Origin of the sequence: Microbulbifer agarilyticus (genome assembly GCF_019800665.1) — a bacterium.
In the GTDB taxonomy this organism is placed as follows: domain Bacteria; phylum Pseudomonadota; class Gammaproteobacteria; order Pseudomonadales; family Cellvibrionaceae; genus Microbulbifer; species Microbulbifer agarilyticus_C.
The window spans coordinates 59,552-80,348 of sequence record NZ_JAHVKO010000008.1; the positions used below are offsets into that span (position 1 = coordinate 59,552).

Genomic DNA, 20,797 nt, shown 5'->3' on the forward strand with positions numbered 1-20,797 from the left:
GGTGGCTCAACCCCTCGTATTTTCGAAATCCGTCCGCAATATCCCTAAGTAAGGAAGCATACTTCCGTACAATCGAACCCAGATCGGAACTATTTCAATAACCAAATCCAGTCGAGCCACAAGCATGACCGAGATCGCCGAAGCCATCGAAAATCAACAGACCAGCAGCCTGCAATCCCTGCTGGACAGCCAGCGCCAGGCCTACCTGGCCAATCCCGCGCCCAGCCGCGAAGAGCGTATCAATGACCTGAAGGCGCTGGCGCGTATGATCCGCGACCATCAGGATGAACTGGTAGAGGCAGTGAGTGCTGACTACGGTAACCGCTCCCACCACGAAACCCTGTTTGCAGAAATCTTCCCCGCGCTGGATTCCATCAAGGACACCATGAAGCGCCTGAAGAAGTGGATGAAGCCGCAGCGCCGCCACACCGATTTCACAGCCTTCCCTACATCCTCCACCAAGGTGATCCCGCAGCCGCTGGGCGTGGTGGGCGTAATCGTGCCGTGGAACTTCCCGATCAACCTGTCCTTCGGACCACTGATTAACATTTTCGCCGCCGGCAACCGCGCCATGGTGAAAATGTCGGAAAACTCCCGCCACCTGACCGCACTGCTGCAGCGTATCAGTGGCGATTACTTCCCGGCCGACAAGCTGGTCTTCCTGGAGGAAACTGGCGGCGTGGGTATCGAATTCTCCACGCTCAAGTTTGACCACCTGATCTTTACCGGCTCCGGCGCCACCGGCCGCAAGGTAATGGCAGCCGCCGCAGCCAACCTGACCCCGGTTACCCTGGAACTGGGCGGCAAGTCACCGGCCATTGTGGGCCCGGACTACAGCACCGACACCGCGGTTGAGCGGGTGCTTTTCTGGAAACTGTTCAATGCCGGCCAGATCTGCACCACCGTCGATTACCTGCTGCTGCCGGAAGACAAGGTGGATGCCTTTGTCGAGAAGGCCAAGCAGGTATTCAAAAAGCGCTACCCGGATATCCAGCACCCGGATTACACCTCGGTAATCGACGAGCGCTCCTTCCAGCGCATCTGGCAAACCCTGGATGACGCCACTGCGAAAGGGGCTAAAGCCATCGACCTGACCGACGGTCAGGGCAGCCGTGACGACCCGCTGAAAAAATTCCCCGCGCACCTGCTGATCAACGTCGATGAAGAGATGGACGTAATGAAGCGGGAAATCTTCGGCCCGCTACTGCCGATCAAGACCTACAAGAACCGTGAGGAAGTGGCCAGCTATATCAATGGCGGCGACCGTCCGCTGGCGATATACCCGTTCACCAATGACAAAGGCCTGCGCGATTACTATATCGACCACGTGATGTCCGGCGGCGTCAGCGTGAACAACGCGGTGCTACATGTAGGCCAGCACGATATTCCCTTCGGCGGTGTGGGCGAGAGCGGCATGGGCCACTACCACGGCTACGAAGGTTTCCTCACCTTCTCCAAACTGCGCCCGGTGTTCTACCAGGGGCCGCTTGATCCGCTGAAGCTACTGATGCCGCCCTACGGCAATGTGGCGAAAAAGATGATGCAGGTCATGCTGCGACTGACGAAATAGCCAGAAAAGCCCCCCAGTAAACGCCCCCAAACAAAAGCCGGCCGAGATTACTCGGCCGGCTTTTCTATGCCTGCTCAACACCTAACAGGAGATGGGCGGCAAAAACTCCTGCCCCTCCCGTGCTTGCCCCGGTTCAACGAAAAATCTTTGTGCCCGGCGGGAAATCTATAGTAGCCTTGCCGGCGTACAAGGATTTCGCAAAAACGAAAATATTGGACTTTTGTACTAGCTTACGAAACAAAAATAAAACATTGGAGGTTTATCATGTCCCTTTATAGGCTGACTTTTTCATCCCTACTTGCCGTCGCTGCTGGCCTTGCGCACGCAGAGACACCCGCAGCTGAGCTCCCAACTTCCCTTCCGGTAATCACTGACGACTGCGGCGGTGCCGGCTGCGCTGATCGCCGCGGTTGGACCGCTGCACAGGTACAAGCAATTCTGGATGGCGCGAATTCCAACGCGAATGCTCAGGCAAATGTAAATTCCTCAAGCACTGGTGAAAACGCCCACTCACAGGGCTTGAGCATGAGTGCAGACGGCACTCAAGTGGTGTATCTGGACTTCAACAATAGCTCGCCGGTTTTCTCGGCTGTTGTGTTCGGAGGCCAATTGCTCCAGTTCCCAAGCTATGAATATTCGCAAGCGGAACGCGATGAAATTCAGCGTCGTATTGAAGCTGACTATGCTGGTTTTGACATCGAATTCACCCAAACGCCCCCCGCTTCCGGCGTTTTCTCGACCCTAAACTTTGAATGCGAGCAAGATGTCTGCATCGATTTCGGCAATGGCATTTTATTCGGCCGCGCGCAAAGCATTGATATTGGCAACCAAATTCGTGACGACTCCGCCTTTGTCGATGCCAATTTGTGGCAGGTACTGGCGCAACTGGATCCGTCGGGCAACTTCCTAAGCAATATCTCCGGCGTTCCACTGGAAAATGGTGATGTTGCAGCAACGCTTTCCACCGCCGTGGTAAATCAGGCATCCAATACCGGTGCGCACGAACTCGGCCATAACTTGGGTCTGCGTCATCACGATTCGTTTGGCTCTCCAGGCAATGGCATTCCGACGACCGGTGTTCCTTCACCACTGGCGTTTTTCCCGGTTTTCGATGGCCCAATCGCTGGTGATGAGGCAGTACTGCACACCATGGCATCCGGCGCGAGCGTAGGCCTGGGACTCTCCGGCAGCACCAGCAGTGATCGCTTCTTCTCCGAGCGCTCGGTGATTAAACTGGTCGCGGGTGAGCGCAGCCGCCTGGTCAGCGAAACGTCGGTAACCGGCGAAAACAAGAAGGTACATCTGCGTCGGGTAGTGGCACCCAACACTATTCTCGAAGGTGACAACGCCGATGGTCGCTTGGATATCCGCGAAGCATTGATCCGCGGTGAAATCAGCCAGTCGGGTGAGGTTGATGCCTATCGTTTTGACGCCAAAGCCGGCGACGTGGTGAGTGCGGAATTTAATGGCTTTGACGTGCCGGTTGGCAACCCTGTCATCGGTGCCATCACCCTGTTCCTTGAGAATGCAGACGGCAGCTCGACTCTGGTGGCGCAAAACTTCCAGAATTTTGAGGGCTTCGATGCCCTGCTGATTGATGCGGAACTTCCGGAGAACGGCACTTATCGCATGGAAGTCAGTGCACCTAACCTACTGAGCTTCGGTTACGACGAAAACGGCCAGCCCACCTTGTTTCCACTTGATGAGACGGGTAACGGCCAGTTCCGTACCGGCGATTACAACCTCAGCATCTACAAGGTTGAAGGAAAACCGGGCCAGGGGGTTAGCTCCGTCCCAGGTGCATAATCCATCAACTTTGACTTCTAAAAGCCGGCAACTCGCCGGCTTTTTCTTTAGCGGTGTCGACGAGAGCGGCTTGGACCAGTATCGGGGCTGATAGGACATCCTCGCGTTCTTCAAGGGGCGTCCGTTGTGTTAGTGCGCCGAGGTTGCCATCGAATGAAAATGGACCTGAACCAAATCATTTAACCAGACCTGTGACTGCACCAGATACGACGACAAAAACGTAAGTACAAAAATAGCCGTCGCCCATCTTACCGGTGCATATCGCCATTTTTCGTCAAACCCAATTTGCAGCAATAGAAGCGTCACGATTGCCATGGTGGGAAAATAAAACCAACTCAGCGGCAAGCTGAATGGATAAAGGAATACGGCATAAAACAGTCGCCCAAGCCCTGGCGGAATCATTGCGACCACGGTCATACTTAAAAAACCGGCGTGCAACGGCAGATTCTTTCTGTAGAAAATTCCCAAAAAGTAAAACACGACGGATGCTGGCAGTAATACAAAATCCACCCAGTAAACCATGCGGAATACCGGGCCCTGTGCAAAAGCGGCAGGCGCGGTCATCCAAAGCAAAAACGCCGCACTCACCACCATCCCCAAAAAAACGGGAATGGATATCCACCCGGTAATTCGGTGGTACGGGAATACTCGTTTTCTCAACCAGAGAAACTGCAAGCTGAGAAGCAGCAGCCAGAGAATCGCAAACGTCGCATGCGTGAGATGCGCAAGACCCAGGCTCGCAAAGGTGATGACACTACTCGGCACAAAGCCAAGGCTAGAAATAACCGCAACAACGACCAGCCACTGATAGCGCGCGATTAGCTCCGGAAATTCCCCCGCTCTTGCATCTGTCATTGAACCAAATCAACCTAGGTCGAGCGCATTCAACGCTTCGGACAGCGTCTTCACGGGTATTACCTGCATCCCCTCGATATCATCCTTCAGACGATTTGCCGCGGGCACAATGGCTTTGCGGAAACCGTGTTTGGCGGCTTCGCGCAGACGTTCCTGGCCTGAAGGTACCGGGCGGATTTCACCGGCGAGGCCTACTTCGCCGAAGATCATCAGATCGCGATCCAAGGTGCGGTTGCGAAAGCTGGAGACTACTGCCATCAATAGGGTGAGGTCAGCACTGGTTTCCATTACCTTTACGCCGCCGACCACGTTGATAAACACATCCTGATCACCGACCAGCACTCCGCCGTGGCGATGCAAGACCGCGAGCAGCATATTCAAGCGGTTCTGATCGAGCCCCACCGCGACCCGGCGCGGGTTGCCGAGGCTGCTGTCATCCACCAGCGCTTGTAGCTCTACCAGCAGCGGGCGAGTGCCCTCCCACACGGAGGTAACCACCGAGCCCGCTGCGATTTCATCGGCGCGCTGCAGGAAAATCGCGGACGGGTTGGAGACCTCTTTCAAACCCTGTTCGGTCATCGCAAATACGCCAAGTTCATTCACCGCACCAAAGCGGTTTTTGTGTGCGCGCAGGGTGCGGAAGCGGGAATCGTGGGTGCCCTCAAGCATGATGGAGCAGTCGATAATATGCTCCAGCACCTTCGGGCCGGCGAGGGTACCGTCTTTGGTGACGTGTCCGACGAGAATGAGCGCAGTACCTGTCTGCTTGGCGAAGCGTGTTAAATAGGCCGCACTTTCTCGCACCTGCGCCACGGAACCGGGGGCAGACTGCACCTCGGCCATGTGCATCACCTGGATCGAGTCGACCACCATCACCTTGGGTTTCACTTCACCGGCGGTGAGGCAAATCTGTTCGACGTTGGTTTCCGACAGCATCTGCAGGTGGTCCGCGGGTAAGCCCAGCCGCTTCGCGCGCATGGCAACCTGCTGTAGGGATTCCTCACCGGTCACATACAGAGCCGGCAAGTTTTGCGAAAGATGACACAGCGTCTGCAACAGTACCGTGGACTTGCCCGCACCGGGGTGGCCACCCATCAACACTACCGAGCCCGGCACCAGTCCGCCGCCCAGTACACGGTCCAGCTCACTGGCATTGGTGGGTATGCGCGGTAGCTCACTGAGATCAATTTCAGAAAGCTTCTGCACCTTGCCCTGGCCCGCCGCACCGGCATAGCCCGACTGAGCGCCGGTAAAATTGGCCGCGCGACTATCTGTATGCTCGGGCCCAAGGCGCACTTCGCTGAGGCTATTCCACGCTCCGCAGGCACTGCACTGCCCCGCCCATTTGCTGTAATCGGCTCCGCATTCATTGCAGACAAACGCTGTTTTCGATTTCTTGGCCAAAAGTCTTTCTCTGAATTGTGCCCGGCGAAATGTCGCCGGGTCTCACATGTAGAAGATTCTGGCTGGCAGTCTACATGACACGTTTGTCGCTGAAAAACCAATACGCGGGCTAACTTTCCACGCGCACAGTCAGGCCCTCGCCCACAGGCACATCGTCGAGACGCACGGTTACTTTGCCATTTTCATACTGGAACGGCACAGGCTCCCCGTCGACTAGCACCCGCGCGGCAGCTTCGATACCCATTAAGCGCAGGGATAGATCGCGGCTGAGAGGCGCCCCGGTATAGGCCCCCTCAGCGGCGGCAATAGTGAGCTCTTGGCGGTTGTGCAGGTATTGGATGCGGGTTGTCATTTTCTCTCCGCTGATGCGGTACGCCTCAGTGACGTCATCATCTTCCACCAGCTCGAAACTACCGTCTGCACCGGCAAACACCATCAGCTCCAGTGCCTGCTTGTCGATAAATGCAGTGCTGAGCGCAAACTCCCGCTGCGGAATAATCCCACCGGCCTTGACGAACAAAGGCAATTCACCAGATTCAGGATTAACGATTATCTCGCGACCGCCTTGCCAGAGAGTGCGTTCCTGATCAAACGTGTACCAGCTACCGGGCGGTAGCCATACTGAGTAAGCTTTGCCGGCCTCAATCTGGGGCGCGACCAGTATTGAATCGCCCCACATATATTGAAGGTCATATTGCCAAGCTAGCGCCTCGTGCTGGTAATCCAACAGCATTGCCCGAGCCATGGGCAGCCCGGTCTGCGCAGCCTTGTGTGCAGTGGAGTAGAGGTAGGGCATCAATTCATAACGCTGCGCCGTGAATTGTTTCGCCACCGCCTGCGAGGTGTCACTGCGGTCCAGTGGCCAGCGCGACTGCCCCATACCGTGCGGCTTCCAGATTGGTGAAAAGGCGCCGAGGGCCATACCCCAGCGCTGGTAGAGGTCTTCATCGGGTCCGTGGGCAGCCTCCCAGTCGTAAAAGCCCCCCGCATCGTGTCCCCAGTACGGAAAACCGGACAGGCCAGCCAGCTGCATAGCGCGCACTGTGTGTGCCATATCCTGGTTATCGGGGTAAATATCACCGCTCCAGAGCGTTGCGTAGCGCTGAGCGCCTGCGGTCATACCTCGTACCCAAACATAAGGGCGCTTGTTCAGGCCTGCCTTATCCCAGCCCTCTGCCACCAGTGACTGCGCAATCAAGAAAAACCAATAATTACGCATTTCTGCTGAGCTGCGTCCATTGGCCAGAATCATGTCCTTCGGCGCGGCGCCCTGCTCATCAAACTCATCGATCCACAACGCATCGCCGGGGTAGCCATCTGCAGGTTTCAGCGCGTTGTTGAGGAACGACCACCAGAACCACGCGCGGAACTTATCGTTAGTAAGATCTGGAGCGCTGTCTTTAAAATCGATTTCTCCGGGTGTCGGCAGGTTAAATGTATCATCCCAACCGGCCGTGAACTGCCCGATGCAGCGATTAAAATCCAGCGTCATCACCAGCCCGTGTTCGGTGAGCCACTGGCCGTAAGCGGCCGGGTCCGGGTAACGTTCGGGGTCCCATTCGAGCTTCGACTCACAACGTTTCCCTCCCGCTGCACGCCAACGATTGTCGTTAACAACATGGTCCAGAGGGTAACCTGCCACACGGTGCTCGGTAATTTTCCGCTTCCACCATGTTTCATCGGAGGGTGTCGCGGAGTTGTGATCGTGCCCCTTATCGGAGAGCTGCAAACCAAACATGGCTTTTTGCGGCAGACGGGGTCTGCCGGTGAGCTGGGTATAGTGGTCAAGCACGCTGGCCAGTTGCCGCCCCCCGATAAAAAAATAATCCATACGCGCATCAAAACCGTGGGTTTCTATGGCCATGGAATAATCATCACCGGCGGCAAAACTGAATCGGTTTGGAAAAGTACTATTCAGGAATACCCCGTAGCCCTTGCTCGACAGGTAAAACGGTACGATCAGCGGCGCCTGTTCAATTTGGCGGCTGCCGTAATTGCGCTGAATCACTTCGCCACGCAGGTCGACACTGTCAGCGCGGCCGAAATAGCCGTGGCCAAGCCCGGTAAAGTGTTCTTGGGAGTCCACTTCGAACGATACGTGGATATCTTCTTCATGCCATCGCACCGGTAGTCGCTCCCGCAATACCGGCACCAACTCCCCGGCGTGCAGAAAACTCGCAGCAAGCGTTACCGTGTCGATATGAACGGTGACCTCGGCAGTACTGAGAATCAATGTATCGCCGCGCCGCTCAATGCCGAATTCTCCAGGCCAGTCATGGCGTGCCACCATGGCATAGTGGTCGTCGGGAAAGACCTCCTCGCCGGGCAGGGTGGATTGCATGCGAACCATCGCGTTGCCGTAAGGAGTTACGCGCAGCCGGCGGCCATCTGCGGCAGTCACAATAATGGAGGAACTCTCGCGCGTCACACCACTCCCGAGATGAGTGGCGTTTAAATCAATCTGCGCTCGCGGTTCCTTCGCCACATCGCAGGCCTCGATAAAGATGGCCACCCAAAGGAGCAGCAATATCCGGCCGGCTCGCACAATATAATTTGTCATTTCCACCCCCCTCATCAGACGCATCCTTCTTTTTCGTTAAAACTACGCTGCAGAAGTAGCACCAACAAGGGCTGACCACGGGGCGTAGCTCCTTTGATAGGGGGGGAGATAAGACAAGAATCGGTCACTATCCCGCAATCACTTTGGGCAGAGCCATGTTGCAGCGTATGATGCGTTTTTATTTAAAGCACGGTTAACCACAATATGGTTGCCCAGCAGCCATTAATATAAACAGCACAATGTCCCTACCCGCCGTCTGGATTCTGCATCGCGACGATATCGCCCCCGGCAGTGAGCACGCCAAAGCTCTCAACAGTCTATTGTCGAAAGAGGAACACGCGCGCCAATTGCGCTACGCGAGCGATCAGGCCCGTCACGGGTTCCTGCTGAGCCGCGGTCTGCTGCGCTCGGTGCTGGGCAAAATCAGTGGCCACTCACCGGAGTCGCTGGACTTCTCGATCAGTGACTCCGGCAAGCCCGCGCTGGCGGTCACTCCCGAACTGCATTTCAGTCTCAGCCACAGTGGCCAGTGGATTGCCCTGTCGGTCTCCTGCGAGGCACCGGTGGGTATTGATATCGAGCAGCCGCAAAAGCCGCGGGACTTTTTGCGTATTGCCCACCACTACTTTCACCCCGACGAATGCGCGCTGCTGGACAACGCGCCGCCGGAATTGCTCCCGGTGCATTTCTACCGTTTGTGGACCATGAAAGAGGCCTTCTTCAAGGCGCGCGGTACTGGCATTTCGGAAGGACTCGGGCGCATCAATCTGGCGGGATTCCACCTGGGCGAGGGCATCCATCTGGACGCCGCCATGGCCGATAGCGAGGCTCCCTGGCAGTTCAATTACCTGATGCTGCCTCTGCCGGACGGCAACCATCTGCACATGGCCCTGGCCGGGCAGGATCCGGTGCTGGGCGAGATTAGCGCGGAACAGATTACCCGGGGGCTGCCCGACTGAGGCGAATTTTGGGACACGATTCCCTCAGTTGAAACACGTCGGCAGACCCGCTTGCGCGGGAAGGCCCAAGCCCATACCATCTTCGCCAAGAGCGGGCACTAACCGCTCACCCAAAACACCAGATTGCGCCAAACCATGCTCAATGTTCTGCAAACCCTGCTGCTACTCGCGCTGCTCGCCATCACCGGCGAAGCCGCGGCTATGCACTGTGGTGGCTCGGAGAACGCGCAGCACGGGGAGACCAGCCATCATCAAGCGACCGTGGTCGCCGAACCAGCGCCCACGCACGCAATTGCAGACACTGCCGAGCAGGAAGCAAGCTGCAGCCATGGGCAATGCGGTACCCAGCACACCGAGCCGCATACCGACACGCATACCAAACCGAGTTCGCACACTGATTGCGATGGCAGCTGTGCCTGCTGTCCCGGCCATTGCGCAAATTGCATTCCCGCTTCAGTACAAGTGGCGGAATTTCATTCCTTTGCCCGCTCCGTGACGGCCTACCGCCCACTGGATTCCACCCCCGCACCGGAATCCTCAATCCGCCCACCGATTACCGCCTGATACGGGATAGGTGCGCCCGAACCTGGCGCATTTTCCATCCCACCCAAGCACTCGCTTACCCGAATACCCACTGAAAAATTACCAGCGCAAACGGCGCATCGCTGTGCCTCGGTCATTACACCGCTATGCGACCTGCGCCCCAGAATATGAAAGAGATCAGGAAAAGATCATGAAGATGATAAACAGTGCCATACGCCTAGTACGCCACAGCAAGTTATCCACCCTCACCCTGCTGCTCGGGGCTTTCACCCTGTTAGCCGTGAGTGCCTGCAGCAAGCCAGTGGAAAAAGAGAGCCACAGCAGTGAACAGGCAGCTGCGCCCCAAGGGGAAACCATCGCCCTCACCACCTATAAGTCCGCCACCTGTGGCTGCTGCCAGCTGTGGGTGGACCACGCCAACCGACAGGGTTTTGCGGTGGATGCACAAAACGTCGATGACCTGAACGGCATCAAGGACCGCTTCGGTATTGCGCCGCAGTTCCAGTCCTGCCACACCAGCGTGTCCGATAACAATTTTGTGTTCGAGGGGCATGTGCCGGCGAAGTTTGTCCGCCAGTTCCTGCAGAATCCACCGGTCAACGCGCGTGGCCTCGCGGTACCGGCAATGCCACTGGGCAGCCCGGGTATGGAGGTGGGCGACCGCTTCACGCCCTATGAAATTCTGCTGCTGCACAAAGATGGCGGCCACAGCGTGTATGCACGCATTGAAAATGCCCAGCAGCAATTTTGAGGCGCGCCGTGAATAAGTATCCTGATTCTTCCCCATTGGTCACGCCGATTTCACGGCGCCGGTTTGTCACCGGTGCCATGTCCGGACTCGCCGGTGGCGCCACCCTCGCCGGGCTGCCAGCCAGCGCTGAAGCGCCGCAGGCGAGCAACCCTCTGCCAAGCGAGTTACGCGGCAACCAGTTTGACCTGCACGTGAATTACCTGCCGGTTAACTTTACCGGCCGCGCGCGCACCGCCGTGGCGGTAAACGGCACTGTGCCCGCGCCGGTGTTGCGCTGGAAAGAGGGTGACACCGTCACCATCAATGTCACCAACCACCTGGCCCACGACACCTCCATCCACTGGCATGGCCTGATCCTGCCCAGCAATATGGATGGCGTACCGGGCCTCAGTTTTGATGGTATCCGCCCCGGGGAAACCTTCACCTACCAGTTCCCGCTAAAACAGAGTGGCACCTACTGGTATCACAGTCACTCCGACTTTCAGGAGCAGCGCGGCCATTACGGCGCCATCGTGATCGACCCCGCCGAACCTGACCCGGTGGCCTACGACCGCGATTACGTAGTGCTACTCACCGACTGGAGCGACCAGTCCCCACAGGACATTTACGCCACGCTGAAAAAGGAAGGGCATTACTACAACCGCCGTCGCCGCACCGTCGGCGACCTGTGGGAGGAGATTCGCCAGAAGGGTGTCAACCAGACCTGGCGCGATCGCAAGATGTGGAACGAGATGCGCATGTCGGACCGCGACATCGCCGACGTCACCGGCTACACCTACACCTACCTGATGAACGGCCAGACGCCAGACGCCAACTGGACAGCCCTGTTCAATCGCGGTGAAAAAATTCGCCTGCGGTTTATCAACGGCGCCGCCATGTCGATTTTCGACATCCGGATTCCCGGGCTAAAAATGACCGTAGTGGCGAGCGACGGCCAGAACATCGAGCCGGTCACCGTGGACGAATTCCGTATCGGCGTGGCAGAAACCTACGACGTCATCGTGGAGCCGGAAAACGATACCGCCTATACCCTGTTTGCCCAGACCATCGACCGCTCCGGTTACGCGCGCGGCACCCTTACTTCCGATCCGCGCCTACAGGCCAAGGTACCGGCAATGGATTACGCTCCGGTATTAACTCATCGTGATATGGGTATGGACCATTCGGCACACGCCATGGGTGACATGCCCGGCATGGATCACGGAATGAATCACGGCATGGATCACGGCGGAAACCACAGTGGGCACAGCATGCACCATGACATGGACCACAGTGCTCACACTATGGAGGGTATGGACCACAGCCAGCACGCGGGGCACCAGATGCACGGTGCCAAAGCCGGTAACAACATCGGTAACAATATCGGCACCACCACCGGCCTCGGCCTCGCCGGATACGGCAGCAACGCGCCGGTGGAACATTTACCCTCGGAATACGGCCCTGGGGTGGACATGCGCGCGTCTATGCCTGCCAACGGCTTGCACGACCCGGGTATCGGCCTGCGCGATCACCAGCAGCGTTATGGACGCAAGGTGCTCACCTATGGCGATATCCGCAATCTCACCCCCACCCTCGACCGTCGTCAGCCGGAACGGGAAATTCAGCTGCACCTGACCGGCAATATGGAGCGCTATATGTGGTCCGTTAACGGCATCAAGTTCAGCGACGCCGAGCCGCTGTTTTTCAAATACGGTGAGCGACTGCGGGTGACCCTGGTAAACGACACCATGATGACCCACCCCATTCATTTGCACGGCATGTGGAGTGAACTGGAAACCGGCGATCCGGAATACATTCCGCGCAAACACACGGTACTGGTGCAACCGGGCTCCACCATCAGCTATCTGGTGACTGCCGACGCGTACGGCCGCTGGGCCTACCACTGTCATTTGCTGTACCACATGCCGGGCATGTTCCGCGAAGTGCGCGTGGTTTAAGGGAGGCACACAGAATGAAAACATTCACTCAAACCGTCAGCGTCACCTGTGCGGCGTTCGTAACTTCGCTCTCTTACGCCAGTACGCAAATGCACGAACACCAGCACGCGCATCACGGTCATTCAGAGCCGGAGCCCGCGCCGGCATACCAGTCCCATCATCCTGAGCACGTGATGAATCACGAGGTACTGCTCACCAAGGTCACCATTGATCAGCTGGAGGCACGCCAGCACGAGGGTAGCGCCCTGGAAGGCAGCCTGTGGTTTGGCGGCGACCTGAATAAGCTGTGGCTGAAAACGGAAGTGGAACGGGAGGAGGGAGAAACTGCCGACGCAGAACTGCAGGCGCTGTATAGCCGCGCCGTGGCACCCTACTGGGATCTGCAATTGGGCGTGCGGCACGACTTCAAGCTACAGGGCGGCGACAGCAAGACGTGGGGAGCCATCGGCATGCACGGACTCGCGCCCTATTTCTTTGAAGTCGATACAGCACTGTTTATCGGCGACCACGGCGACACCGCCCTGCGACTGGAAGCCGAGTACGAAATGCTGTTCACGCAAAAGTGGATTCTCAGCCCGGAGGTCGAAGTCAATTTCTACGGACAGAACGACCCGACAACCCGCACCGGCTCCGGGCTTTCCGATATCGAAGCCGGGCTGCGCCTGCGCTACGAGTTCACCCCGAAGTTTGCTCCGTACATCGGGGTGAATTACGAGAAGAACTTTGGCAATACCGCAGACTTCCTGCGCGACGCCGGTGAGCATATCGACGAAACCACCTGGGTCATCGGTCTGCACGCCTGGTTCTAGGTACTGGCTAAGTACTAACTAGCTACTAAACAGTATCCGCGCGTTAATTGCCGGCCTGCACTTCCGCCACCGGCGCGATAGCGTCGCCGGCATTTTCTTCGCCCCGCCACCAGTAATGGGTAAGCGCGGGGCCTTTCACCGCAAGCGGAGCTCCGATAACCGGGGTGACCAGTTGCACACCGTTTTCCCGCGCGGCCTTGGACACCCGCTCCAGCGGCTCAAACCAATCGTGCAGGGCCAGATCAAAGGTGCTGTTGTGAATGGGCAGCATCGCCTTGCCACGCACATCGATATGCGCCTGCACACTCTGCTCCGGCAGCATATGAATCTGGCTCCACAGGGTGTTGTAGGCCCCGGTCTCAATCAGGGTTAAATCAAACGGGCCGAGGCGCTCGCCAATCTCGCGAAAGCCGCCGAAATAGCCGGTGTCTCCGCTAAAGAAAATCCGCGTGTCCGCGCTGGCAATCGCCCAGCCCGCCCACAGGGTTTCATCGCGATCGCTCAGCCCGCGCCCGGAAAAATGTTGCGCGGGCGTCGCGGTAAACGTCAGGCCCGCGTCCGCATAAGATTGCCACCAGTCCAGTTCGATAATTTTGTCCTCGGCAATCCCCCAGCGACGCAGGTGATCGCCAATTTTCAACGGGGTGATAAAGCGCGCAACCTTTCGATCCAGTGCCAGCAACGTGGCCCGATCCAGATGGTCGTAGTGGTCGTGACTGATCACCACCGCCGCAATCTCCGGCAGGCTTGCTAGTTCCAACGGCAGACCGTGGAAGCGCTTGGGGCCGGCCCACTGCACCGGGGAGGCCCGCTCACTGAATACCGGGTCGGTGAGTACATACTTGCCGTCAAGACGCAGCAGCACGCTGGAATGCCCCAGGCGATACACCAGGTCCGGCCCATCAAGGTTGGCCAGCTCCGCAGCTGAAATGGTACGTACCGGAATCGGCGCCTTCGGCACCGGCGCAGCGCGCTCCGCCCGCCAGTAGGCCTTGAGGATCTGCCACATATTCGCCGGCTCGTTGCGGTAATCGATCTCCGAGTTTTGAAACTTGTGCGCCGCAGGCGCACAGGCATTTAGCAGACTTACAGACACAAGCAGTACCCCGACTATTTTCCAGACAATGATTGACCAGCGTGTTTTCATCGCAGCCTCAAAAGTAAACTATACAGTGTAGTGTATACAAGAAACCCCAAAAGTAAACTGCATAGTGTAAAATCGTCTGCCAGTAATGCCTGAATCTCAGCGGCCCGGGCCTTAAGCGGCAGTTGAGGTAAGAACGTAGTCGGCCCGAAACACGGGAGTGGAAACACGATGGAAAAGAAGGTCTCCAGAAGCGAACTGAAGCGTCAGGCCATCCTAGATGCGGCGAAGCGCGTGTTTCAGGAGCGCGGCGTGCAGAGCACCAGTATGGATGAACTGGCCGCCCAGGCGGAGGTCTCCAAGCGCACCGTGTACAACCACTTCGCCAGTAAAGAAATCCTGATCATGACCCTGATCGGCGAGCTGTGGCAGCAGGCCACCCAGGCCAGCGAAGGGGACTACGACCCCGCGGCAGAGATGCAACAGCAGTTATGCGACATGATCGAAGCCGAGATCGCGGTCATTTGCAGCAAAGAATATATCGAGCTCAGCCGCGTGGCCTTCGATCACTTTTTCCACCGCACAGAAGCCTTGCGCGAACAGATGGATAAGTTTTCCGCGTTTGAAACCGGTATTCAGCGCTGGATCAAAGCGGCGGTAGCCGACGGGCGCCTGCGCGAGCTGGACCCGGAAATCGCCAGCCAGCAAATTCACAATCTGATCAAGGGCAACTGCTTCTGGCCGCAGCTATTGCAGATACAACCCACTCTTGACTCGCGCGAACGACACGAACTTGCCAGTAACACTGCGGCCATGTTCCTGAGCCACTATCGTGCCTGATCCGCGCACTATCCGCGCCTGATATCTCGAGCGACGCCGGGTCATGCCCCCGGGAGCTGACCACGCCGATCCTGTAGATATTGCCGCGGGCTCACCCCCACAATCTGGTGAAACTTGCGCGAGAAATACAGAGGGTCGTCATAGCCAACTGCTTCCGCCACCGCCTGCACGTTGCCCGCATTCTTTGCCAGCGCCTGACAGGCATCGGACATACGCCGTTCATCCCGCCACTGCAAAATACTGCGCCCGGTATATGCCTTGAACAATTTGGACAAACGCGCGCGGGACAGGCTGGACGCATCGGCCACATCCTGAATGGAGAAATCTTCGTACAGGTGGTCACTGATATATCCGAGCGCCCTTTTCACCCGGCTATCCACAATGGTGCCACCCGCACGTTGCGCGTACTGGAAGCTGCGCAAAAATAGTTGTTCCGCGAGGTTTTCCACCACCGCCTGCGCAAGCGGCTCCGCCGGTGACTCAAGCTCAAACAGCTGCTGAAAGATGCCCTGGATTCTCGGCATCTCAACAGCGGGTACCGCTTGGTGATAAATATACGGACCGAGTTCCTGCCAGTTCATCAGATTCATCACCTTTTCTGCAGGCTTGCAGTACAGCCAATAGGTATTCCAATGCTCTTCATCCAGGTGACGGTGAAATTCGTAGAGCGCGCCCGGCGCCAACAGCACCATGTCGCCGGGACGGGCAACAAACTGCTGACGAACACAGTTAAACCTGCCGCGGCCTTCCGTGGTAAACAGCAATCCCCAGTTGTTACTACTCCCCGGCGGGCGCCGCACCAGAAAGTCCCCCAGGCCGCCGCGGGTGCGGCGACTGTGTCCAAAAATCGTCAGGGACTCAAAGTAATCGTCAATATGCTGATGCGCGGCGAGAAACTCATTGATGAACGTCACCAACTCCGGTTTCTGCAGGGTCACCTCTGGCACAAATTTTCCGCGCCAGCGCTCAATAAATTCCTCAGCGTTCGGCTGTTTGAGAAATAACTCACGCAAGCGTTCCCCGGACCACTGTGGCAACAGGTCCTCGGCGATACCGCTGCTCTGATAACTCAGGTAAATCATGGCGCTGCTGACAGCCGAGTCATCCACCACCCCACCGGACACTATTCTCCATAAATTGGCAGCTTGCTGAATAGAATCTGGTGCCTCAGTCATAGATATTCCAGCTCCAAAACTCGATTTAACTCATTAAATATAGGGTAATCTGCCAGTCAACTGTGATTATCAGCGGCAACATGCTCCGACACCGATCGGTCACAAATTAATGAGCGATACAATTGTCCATATATGGACAGCTTCGTCTATTCCTATCAGGCCCCCTACCCCCATAGACTGCGCACATCTGCCAGTCCCGGCATGGATCCGGGATGGTCAAGCATTTCGGCCAACCGGCCGCCACCCAATGATTTCAATGGATGTTGACTATGACCCTGACCGGTAATTTCCGATCCCTTTCCCTAGTGCTGTTTCTTGCCGCGGCTACCAGCCTCACAGGCTGCGGCAATACAAAGGACGATACCGAGCAGAAAGAGCGCCAGTGGCCGGTAAAGGTGGCCGAGGTGAGCAACAGCGGTACTGCGGGAGTGCGTCACTTCGCCGGGCAGGTAAAAGCCGTGCAGGCGCTGGATATGTCATTCCAGGTAGCCGGCAAGTTGGGAAAGTTTTCCATGCAGGAAGGCCAGGTCATTTCCAAGGGCACGGTTATTGCCGCCCTGGATGATCGCGACTACCGCCGGCAGGTCAGAGAAGCCAAAGTGCGTGTTGAACTGCTGGAAAAGACACTCGAACGCCAGAGATCCCTCGCCGAGCGAAAAATTATTTCCGTGCAGGCCCTGGACGAAGCCGAGAGCAATTACGACCTGGCAAAGGTCACTCTGGAAAACGCCCAGCAGCAGCTCTCCTACGCCACTCTGCGTGCACCCTTTGATGCGATCGTGACCAAGCGCCTCGTAGAAAACCACACCAATGTGAAATCCGGCGAGGGCATCGTGCGCCTGCAGGATATTTCCGAGGTGCGCATCCAGATCTCAGTGCCGGAAAACCTGCTGGCAACCATGGACCGCAGGCAAGTAGATAGTGTTACAGCGACTTTTGAATTCCTGCCAGGTGAGGAATTCGCTCTCGAATACCGCGAACTACAGGCGGAAGCCAACAAGGTCACCCAGACGTATCTGGTTGAACTGGGCATGCCGCGCCCGCAGCAGGTACAGATCTACCCCGGCATGACCGCGCGTGTAAACCTGAAGCTCAATGCTGCAAACGGCACCCTGCGTATCCCGCTTTCTGCAGTGCAAACCAATGCAGAGGGCGCGCCCTTTGTATGGCGCATCAATGAGGAACAACGCGTGACGCAGACCGCTGTTGAACTGGGGCGCACCGACGGCGAACTGGTGCAGGTGATGTCTGGCCTTCAGGCCGACATGCAACTGGTGGCAGCAGGCGGCCAGCACCTGTACGAAGGCGCGCTGGTACGCAACTATCTGCAACGCGCCACTGTTGACGCACAGGCCGGACTCTAAGCCCTCGGTTAACGCAGTATTCGGAGAGCTTCGTGAAGATATCTGATTTATTTATTGAGCGTCCGGTTTACAGTTGGACCCTGATCCTCATTTTCTTACTGGGTGGTCTCTGGGGCCTGTCTGATATAGGCCGTCTGGAAGACCCCGCATTCACCATTAAGCAGGCGCGGGTATTCACCACTTACCCGGGTGCAAGTGCGCGCCAGGTAGAAGAAGAAGTTACGGAAAAACTTGAAATCGCCATCCAGCAGATGGCGCAACTCAAGCGCATTACCTCAACATCTCGTACCGGGCTTTCGGAAATCAATGTTGAAATCAAGGATGAATACCTTTCCGAAGACCTGCCACAAATATGGGATGAACTGCGTCGCAAGGTGAGTGACGCCCGTGCTTCACTGCCCAAAGGTGCGCTGCCTCCCGTCGTGAACGACGACTTTGGCGATGTGTACGGTATCTATTTTGCGATGACGGGGGAAAACTTTACTCCATCGGAAATGCGCGATATTTCCAAGGTTGTACGTCGCGAACTACTCGCGGTGGACGGCGTCGCGCGCGTTTCCCGTTCTGGCGTGATCGATGAAGTCGCCTATCTCGATGTGGATGAAACCCGATTGGCACAGCTCGGATTTTCCCTCGACGATTTGTCTCAGGTAATCACCTCGGAAACCAGCACCGAGCAATCCGGCGAAGTCGGCGACCGCGACCTGCGCACCCGCATTACCGTCAACAGTCAGGCAACCGATCTGGATTCGGTGCGCAATATTCTGTTCGGCGTACCCGGCTCCACCGCCCTGCTCGCGGTGCAGGACGTAGCCGACGTTTCTCTCGCCTACGATGAAAGCCCGAGCTTTATTGCCCGCTTCAATGGCCAGCCCGCAATCCTGATCGGTGTCGCCGGCAATCTGGACACCAATATTGTGGACGTGGGCAAAGCGGTGGAAGCGAAGCTTGCGCAATTGAAGCAGGGCCTGCCGCTGGGTGTGGAGCTGCACCCAGTGTATGCACAGCATACGGTAGTGGAAGAGAGTGTGGACGGTTTCCTGTTCAACCTGCTGTCTTCCGTGGCTATTGTGATTTTTGTGCTGTGCCTGTTTATGGGCTGGCGCTCTGGCGTGGTGGTGGGCACCGTTCTCGGCTTGACGGTACTCGGCACCCTGCTGTTTATGAACCTGTTTGAGATCAACCTGCAGCGGATTTCCCTAGGCGCCCTGATTATCGCCATGGGTATGCTAGTGGATAACGCCATCGTAGTTGCGGAAGGGATGCTGATCGGCGTCCAGAAAAACCAGCAGCCGAAAAGTGCCGCCGCCCGCATCGTGCGCCAGGCATTCTGGCCATTACTGGGCGCCACCATTATCGGCATCATGGCGTTCTCGGGTATTGGCCTGTCTCCGGACAGCACTGGTGAATTCCTATTCTCACTGTTTGCGGTGATTGGCATCTCGTTGCTGCTGAGCTGGGTACTGGCGGTAACCATCACCCCGTTTGTGGGCAACCATTTATTCAAACCCAGTGGGGAAACCACTAGCGATGACCTGTACAACGGCAGGTTCTATCGCATGTATGAAGGCGTGCTGTCGCGTGCGCTGGCCCACCGCCGTATCACCGTTGCCATACTGGTTGCGGTAACCGCGACCAGTTATTTTGCCTTCGGCTTCGTTAAGCAGAGCTTTTTCCCCAGCTCCAATACACCGATGTTCTTTGTGAATTATCACATGCCGCAAGGCAGCGATATCAATCGCACCGACCGTGCGCTACAGGAAGCCGGTGAGTATTTTGAAGCGCAGAAGGAAGTGGAGTGGGTGACCGCGGTCACCGGGCGCGGCGCCGACCGCTTTATGCTGACCTACGCCCCGGATGCGCCCAACGCTGCCTACGGTCAGCTGATTGTGCGTACCCATGACCGCGAACAGATCCCGCAATTGATCGAAAGTGCGAAGCTGGCACTGCGCGAGCAGCACCCGGAAGCGTTGATCACCTTCAAACGCCTGGCCTTCGGGCCCGGCAATGTACCGGATGTGCAGGTACGGATCTCCGGACCGGACCATGCGGTGTTGCGTGCACTCGCCGAACAGATCAAACCCATTTTCCTCGAAAAAGGGCTGGATAACGTCAACCACGACTGGCGCGGGCGCGAACCGGTAATTCGCGCACATATCCTTGATGAGCGCGCACGGGTTGCCGGTGTCACCAGTGCGGATATCAGTCGCACGATTCAGTTTGCCACTTCCGGCTACCGGCTCGGTAGTATTGAAAGTGGCGACCGTATTATTCCGGTCGTTGCTCGCCTGCCGGAGGCCGATCGCAACCAGGTCGGATCTCTGGAAGACCGGTTAGTATGGAGTGCAAACCAGCGCGACTATATTCCCGCGGGACAACTGGTGGAAAAATTTGAAACCACGGCGGAAGACGGCCTGATTCACCGCCGCAATCGTATCCCGACGATTACCATTAGTGGCGACGCACCCGCGGGTATGAATGCCATGGCCGCATCCGCGCAGATTCTGGATGGGTACGAAGACCTTTCCCTGCCACCGGGCTACCGCATAGAAATCGGCGGTGTGTTCGAGCAATCCGGCGATGCCCAGGAAAACCTCGGTGCGCGTCTACCACTCAGTTTCCTGGTAATGATCGTGATTACGGTGCTGCTGTTCGGTACCGTCAAAGAGCCCATTATTATTTGGCTGGTGGTACCCATGAGCCTGGTAGGGGTGGTGGTCGGCCTGCTGGTAAGCGGCTTGCCGTTCGGCTTTATGTCCCTGCTCGGGGTGCTCAGCTTGTCGGGCATGCTGATTAAAAATGCCGTGGTACTGGTGGACGAAATTGAAGTCCAGACGCATGCCGGCCTGCCACGCCTGACCGCGATCCAGCAGGCGAGTGTCAGTCGTTTGCGCCCGGTATTCCTCGCCGCGGTTACCACTATTCTCGGTATGTCGCCCCTATTGTTTGATGCCTTCTTTGCGGATATGGCCGCGACCATCATTGGCGGTCTGAGCTTCGCAACGGTGCTGACGCTGATTGCGGTACCGGTGTTCTATGCCATTTTCCACAAGGTGCGTGCAGACGAGGTGATGGTGGAAGTACAGCCTAATGCCAACCCGGTGATCGAACGCAAAGAGCCGGAGCCTGCATAACGCATT

15 protein-coding genes are annotated in these 20,797 nt (G+C 57.2%); 10 read left to right on the forward strand and 5 right to left on the reverse strand.

Going from position 1 to position 20,797, the window contains the following annotated elements; translation table 11 throughout:
• Nucleotides 1-124 precede the first annotated feature (124 nt).
• Nucleotides 125-1,570 (forward strand): coniferyl aldehyde dehydrogenase, encoded by a 1,446-nt coding sequence (locus KUV22_RS16500; protein ID WP_222232881.1) that lies wholly within the window; start codon nt 125-127, stop codon nt 1,568-1,570.
• 264 nt (nt 1,571-1,834) lie between these two features.
• Complete coding sequence (locus tag KUV22_RS16505) at nt 1,835-3,376, forward strand: hypothetical protein (RefSeq protein WP_222232882.1); 1,542 nt, start codon at nt 1,835-1,837, stop codon at nt 3,374-3,376.
• A gap of 129 nt (nt 3,377-3,505) precedes the next feature.
• On the opposite strand, the gene KUV22_RS16510 is transcribed toward KUV22_RS16505, so the two are convergent.
• The 3 genes from KUV22_RS16510 to KUV22_RS16520 all read right to left on the reverse strand — a co-directional run bounded on the left by KUV22_RS16510 (nt 3,506) and on the right by KUV22_RS16520 (nt 8,195).
• A complete protein-coding gene (locus KUV22_RS16510) occupies nt 3,506-4,231 on the reverse strand; it encodes a hypothetical protein (RefSeq protein WP_222232883.1) in 726 nt (241 codons plus the stop codon).
• A 9-nt stretch (nt 4,232-4,240) separates the two neighbouring features.
• The gene (gene radA / locus KUV22_RS16515; protein WP_222232884.1) at nt 4,241-5,635 is read right to left on the reverse strand and encodes a DNA repair protein RadA; all 1,395 of its coding nucleotides are present in this window, start codon (nt 5,633-5,635) and stop codon (nt 4,241-4,243) included.
• A gap of 109 nt (nt 5,636-5,744) precedes the next feature.
• Entirely contained in the window at nt 5,745-8,195 is a 2,451-nt protein-coding gene (locus KUV22_RS16520) for a glycoside hydrolase family 31 protein (protein WP_222232885.1), read from the reverse strand.
• A 239-nt stretch (nt 8,196-8,434) separates the two neighbouring features.
• On the opposite strand from KUV22_RS16520, the gene KUV22_RS16525 reads away from it, so the two are divergent.
• From KUV22_RS16525 to KUV22_RS16545, 5 genes are all read left to right on the forward strand, one after another.
• Nucleotides 8,435-9,154 carry a 4'-phosphopantetheinyl transferase family protein gene (locus tag KUV22_RS16525; RefSeq protein WP_222232886.1) on the forward strand — a complete coding sequence of 240 codons (720 nt, stop codon included), beginning with the start codon at nt 8,435-8,437 and terminating at the stop codon, nt 9,152-9,154.
• 135 nt (nt 9,155-9,289) lie between these two features.
• On the forward strand, nt 9,290-9,718 hold the full coding sequence (locus KUV22_RS16530; protein ID WP_222232887.1) for a hypothetical protein: 429 nt from the start codon (nt 9,290-9,292) through the stop codon (nt 9,716-9,718).
• 169 nt (nt 9,719-9,887) lie between these two features.
• Nucleotides 9,888-10,448, forward strand: coding sequence for a DUF411 domain-containing protein (locus KUV22_RS16535; RefSeq protein WP_261319652.1), 561 nt, complete (start codon nt 9,888-9,890; stop codon nt 10,446-10,448).
• An 8-nt stretch (nt 10,449-10,456) separates the two neighbouring features.
• Nucleotides 10,457-12,385, forward strand: a complete 1,929-nt coding sequence (locus KUV22_RS16540; RefSeq protein WP_315857567.1) for a copper resistance system multicopper oxidase — start codon at nt 10,457-10,459, stop codon at nt 12,383-12,385.
• A gap of 14 nt (nt 12,386-12,399) precedes the next feature.
• Nucleotides 12,400-13,194 (forward strand): copper resistance protein B, encoded by a 795-nt coding sequence (locus KUV22_RS16545; protein WP_222232888.1) that lies wholly within the window; start codon nt 12,400-12,402, stop codon nt 13,192-13,194.
• A 43-nt stretch (nt 13,195-13,237) separates the two neighbouring features.
• Here the strand turns inward: KUV22_RS16545 and KUV22_RS16550 are convergent, their stop codons facing one another.
• Nucleotides 13,238-14,290, reverse strand: coding sequence for an MBL fold metallo-hydrolase (locus KUV22_RS16550; RefSeq protein WP_222232889.1), 1,053 nt, complete (start codon nt 14,288-14,290; stop codon nt 13,238-13,240).
• A gap of 219 nt (nt 14,291-14,509) precedes the next feature.
• On the opposite strand from KUV22_RS16550, the gene KUV22_RS16555 reads away from it, so the two are divergent.
• Nucleotides 14,510-15,118: a TetR/AcrR family transcriptional regulator gene (locus KUV22_RS16555; protein ID WP_222232890.1), complete on the forward strand. Its 609-nt coding sequence runs from the start codon at nt 14,510-14,512 to the stop codon at nt 15,116-15,118.
• 41 nt (nt 15,119-15,159) lie between these two features.
• On the opposite strand, the gene KUV22_RS16560 is transcribed toward KUV22_RS16555, so the two are convergent.
• Nucleotides 15,160-16,293, reverse strand: coding sequence for a helix-turn-helix domain-containing protein (locus tag KUV22_RS16560; protein ID WP_222232891.1), 1,134 nt, complete (start codon nt 16,291-16,293; stop codon nt 15,160-15,162).
• A gap of 269 nt (nt 16,294-16,562) precedes the next feature.
• On the opposite strand from KUV22_RS16560, the gene KUV22_RS16565 reads away from it, so the two are divergent.
• Complete coding sequence (locus KUV22_RS16565; protein ID WP_222232892.1) at nt 16,563-17,657, forward strand: efflux RND transporter periplasmic adaptor subunit; 1,095 nt, start codon at nt 16,563-16,565, stop codon at nt 17,655-17,657.
• A gap of 32 nt (nt 17,658-17,689) precedes the next feature.
• Nucleotides 17,690-20,791: an efflux RND transporter permease subunit gene (locus KUV22_RS16570; RefSeq protein ID WP_222232893.1), complete on the forward strand. Its 3,102-nt coding sequence runs from the start codon at nt 17,690-17,692 to the stop codon at nt 20,789-20,791.
• Nucleotides 20,792-20,797 lie beyond the last annotated feature (6 nt).

What these genes read in the sequence shown, in the direction of transcription:
- KUV22_RS16500 (WP_222232881.1), top strand. Translation starts at nt 125, where the DNA reads ATGACCGAGATCGCCGAAGCCATCGAAAATCAACAGACCAGCAGCCTG.
- KUV22_RS16505 (WP_222232882.1), top strand. Translation starts at nt 1,835, where the DNA reads ATGTCCCTTTATAGGCTGACTTTTTCATCCCTACTTGCCGTCGCTGCT.
- KUV22_RS16510 (WP_222232883.1), bottom strand. Translation starts at nt 4,231, where the DNA reads ATGACAGATGCAAGAGCGGGGGAATTTCCGGAGCTAATCGCGCGCTAT.
- KUV22_RS16520 (WP_222232885.1), bottom strand. Translation starts at nt 8,195, where the DNA reads ATGACAAATTATATTGTGCGAGCCGGCCGGATATTGCTGCTCCTTTGG.
- KUV22_RS16525 (WP_222232886.1), top strand. Translation starts at nt 8,435, where the DNA reads ATGTCCCTACCCGCCGTCTGGATTCTGCATCGCGACGATATCGCCCCC.
- KUV22_RS16530 (WP_222232887.1), top strand. Translation starts at nt 9,290, where the DNA reads ATGCTCAATGTTCTGCAAACCCTGCTGCTACTCGCGCTGCTCGCCATC.
- KUV22_RS16535 (WP_261319652.1), top strand. Translation starts at nt 9,888, where the DNA reads ATGAAGATGATAAACAGTGCCATACGCCTAGTACGCCACAGCAAGTTA.
- KUV22_RS16545 (WP_222232888.1), top strand. Translation starts at nt 12,400, where the DNA reads ATGAAAACATTCACTCAAACCGTCAGCGTCACCTGTGCGGCGTTCGTA.
- KUV22_RS16555 (WP_222232890.1), top strand. Translation starts at nt 14,510, where the DNA reads ATGGAAAAGAAGGTCTCCAGAAGCGAACTGAAGCGTCAGGCCATCCTA.
- KUV22_RS16560 (WP_222232891.1), bottom strand. Translation starts at nt 16,293, where the DNA reads ATGACTGAGGCACCAGATTCTATTCAGCAAGCTGCCAATTTATGGAGA.
- KUV22_RS16565 (WP_222232892.1), top strand. Translation starts at nt 16,563, where the DNA reads ATGACCCTGACCGGTAATTTCCGATCCCTTTCCCTAGTGCTGTTTCTT.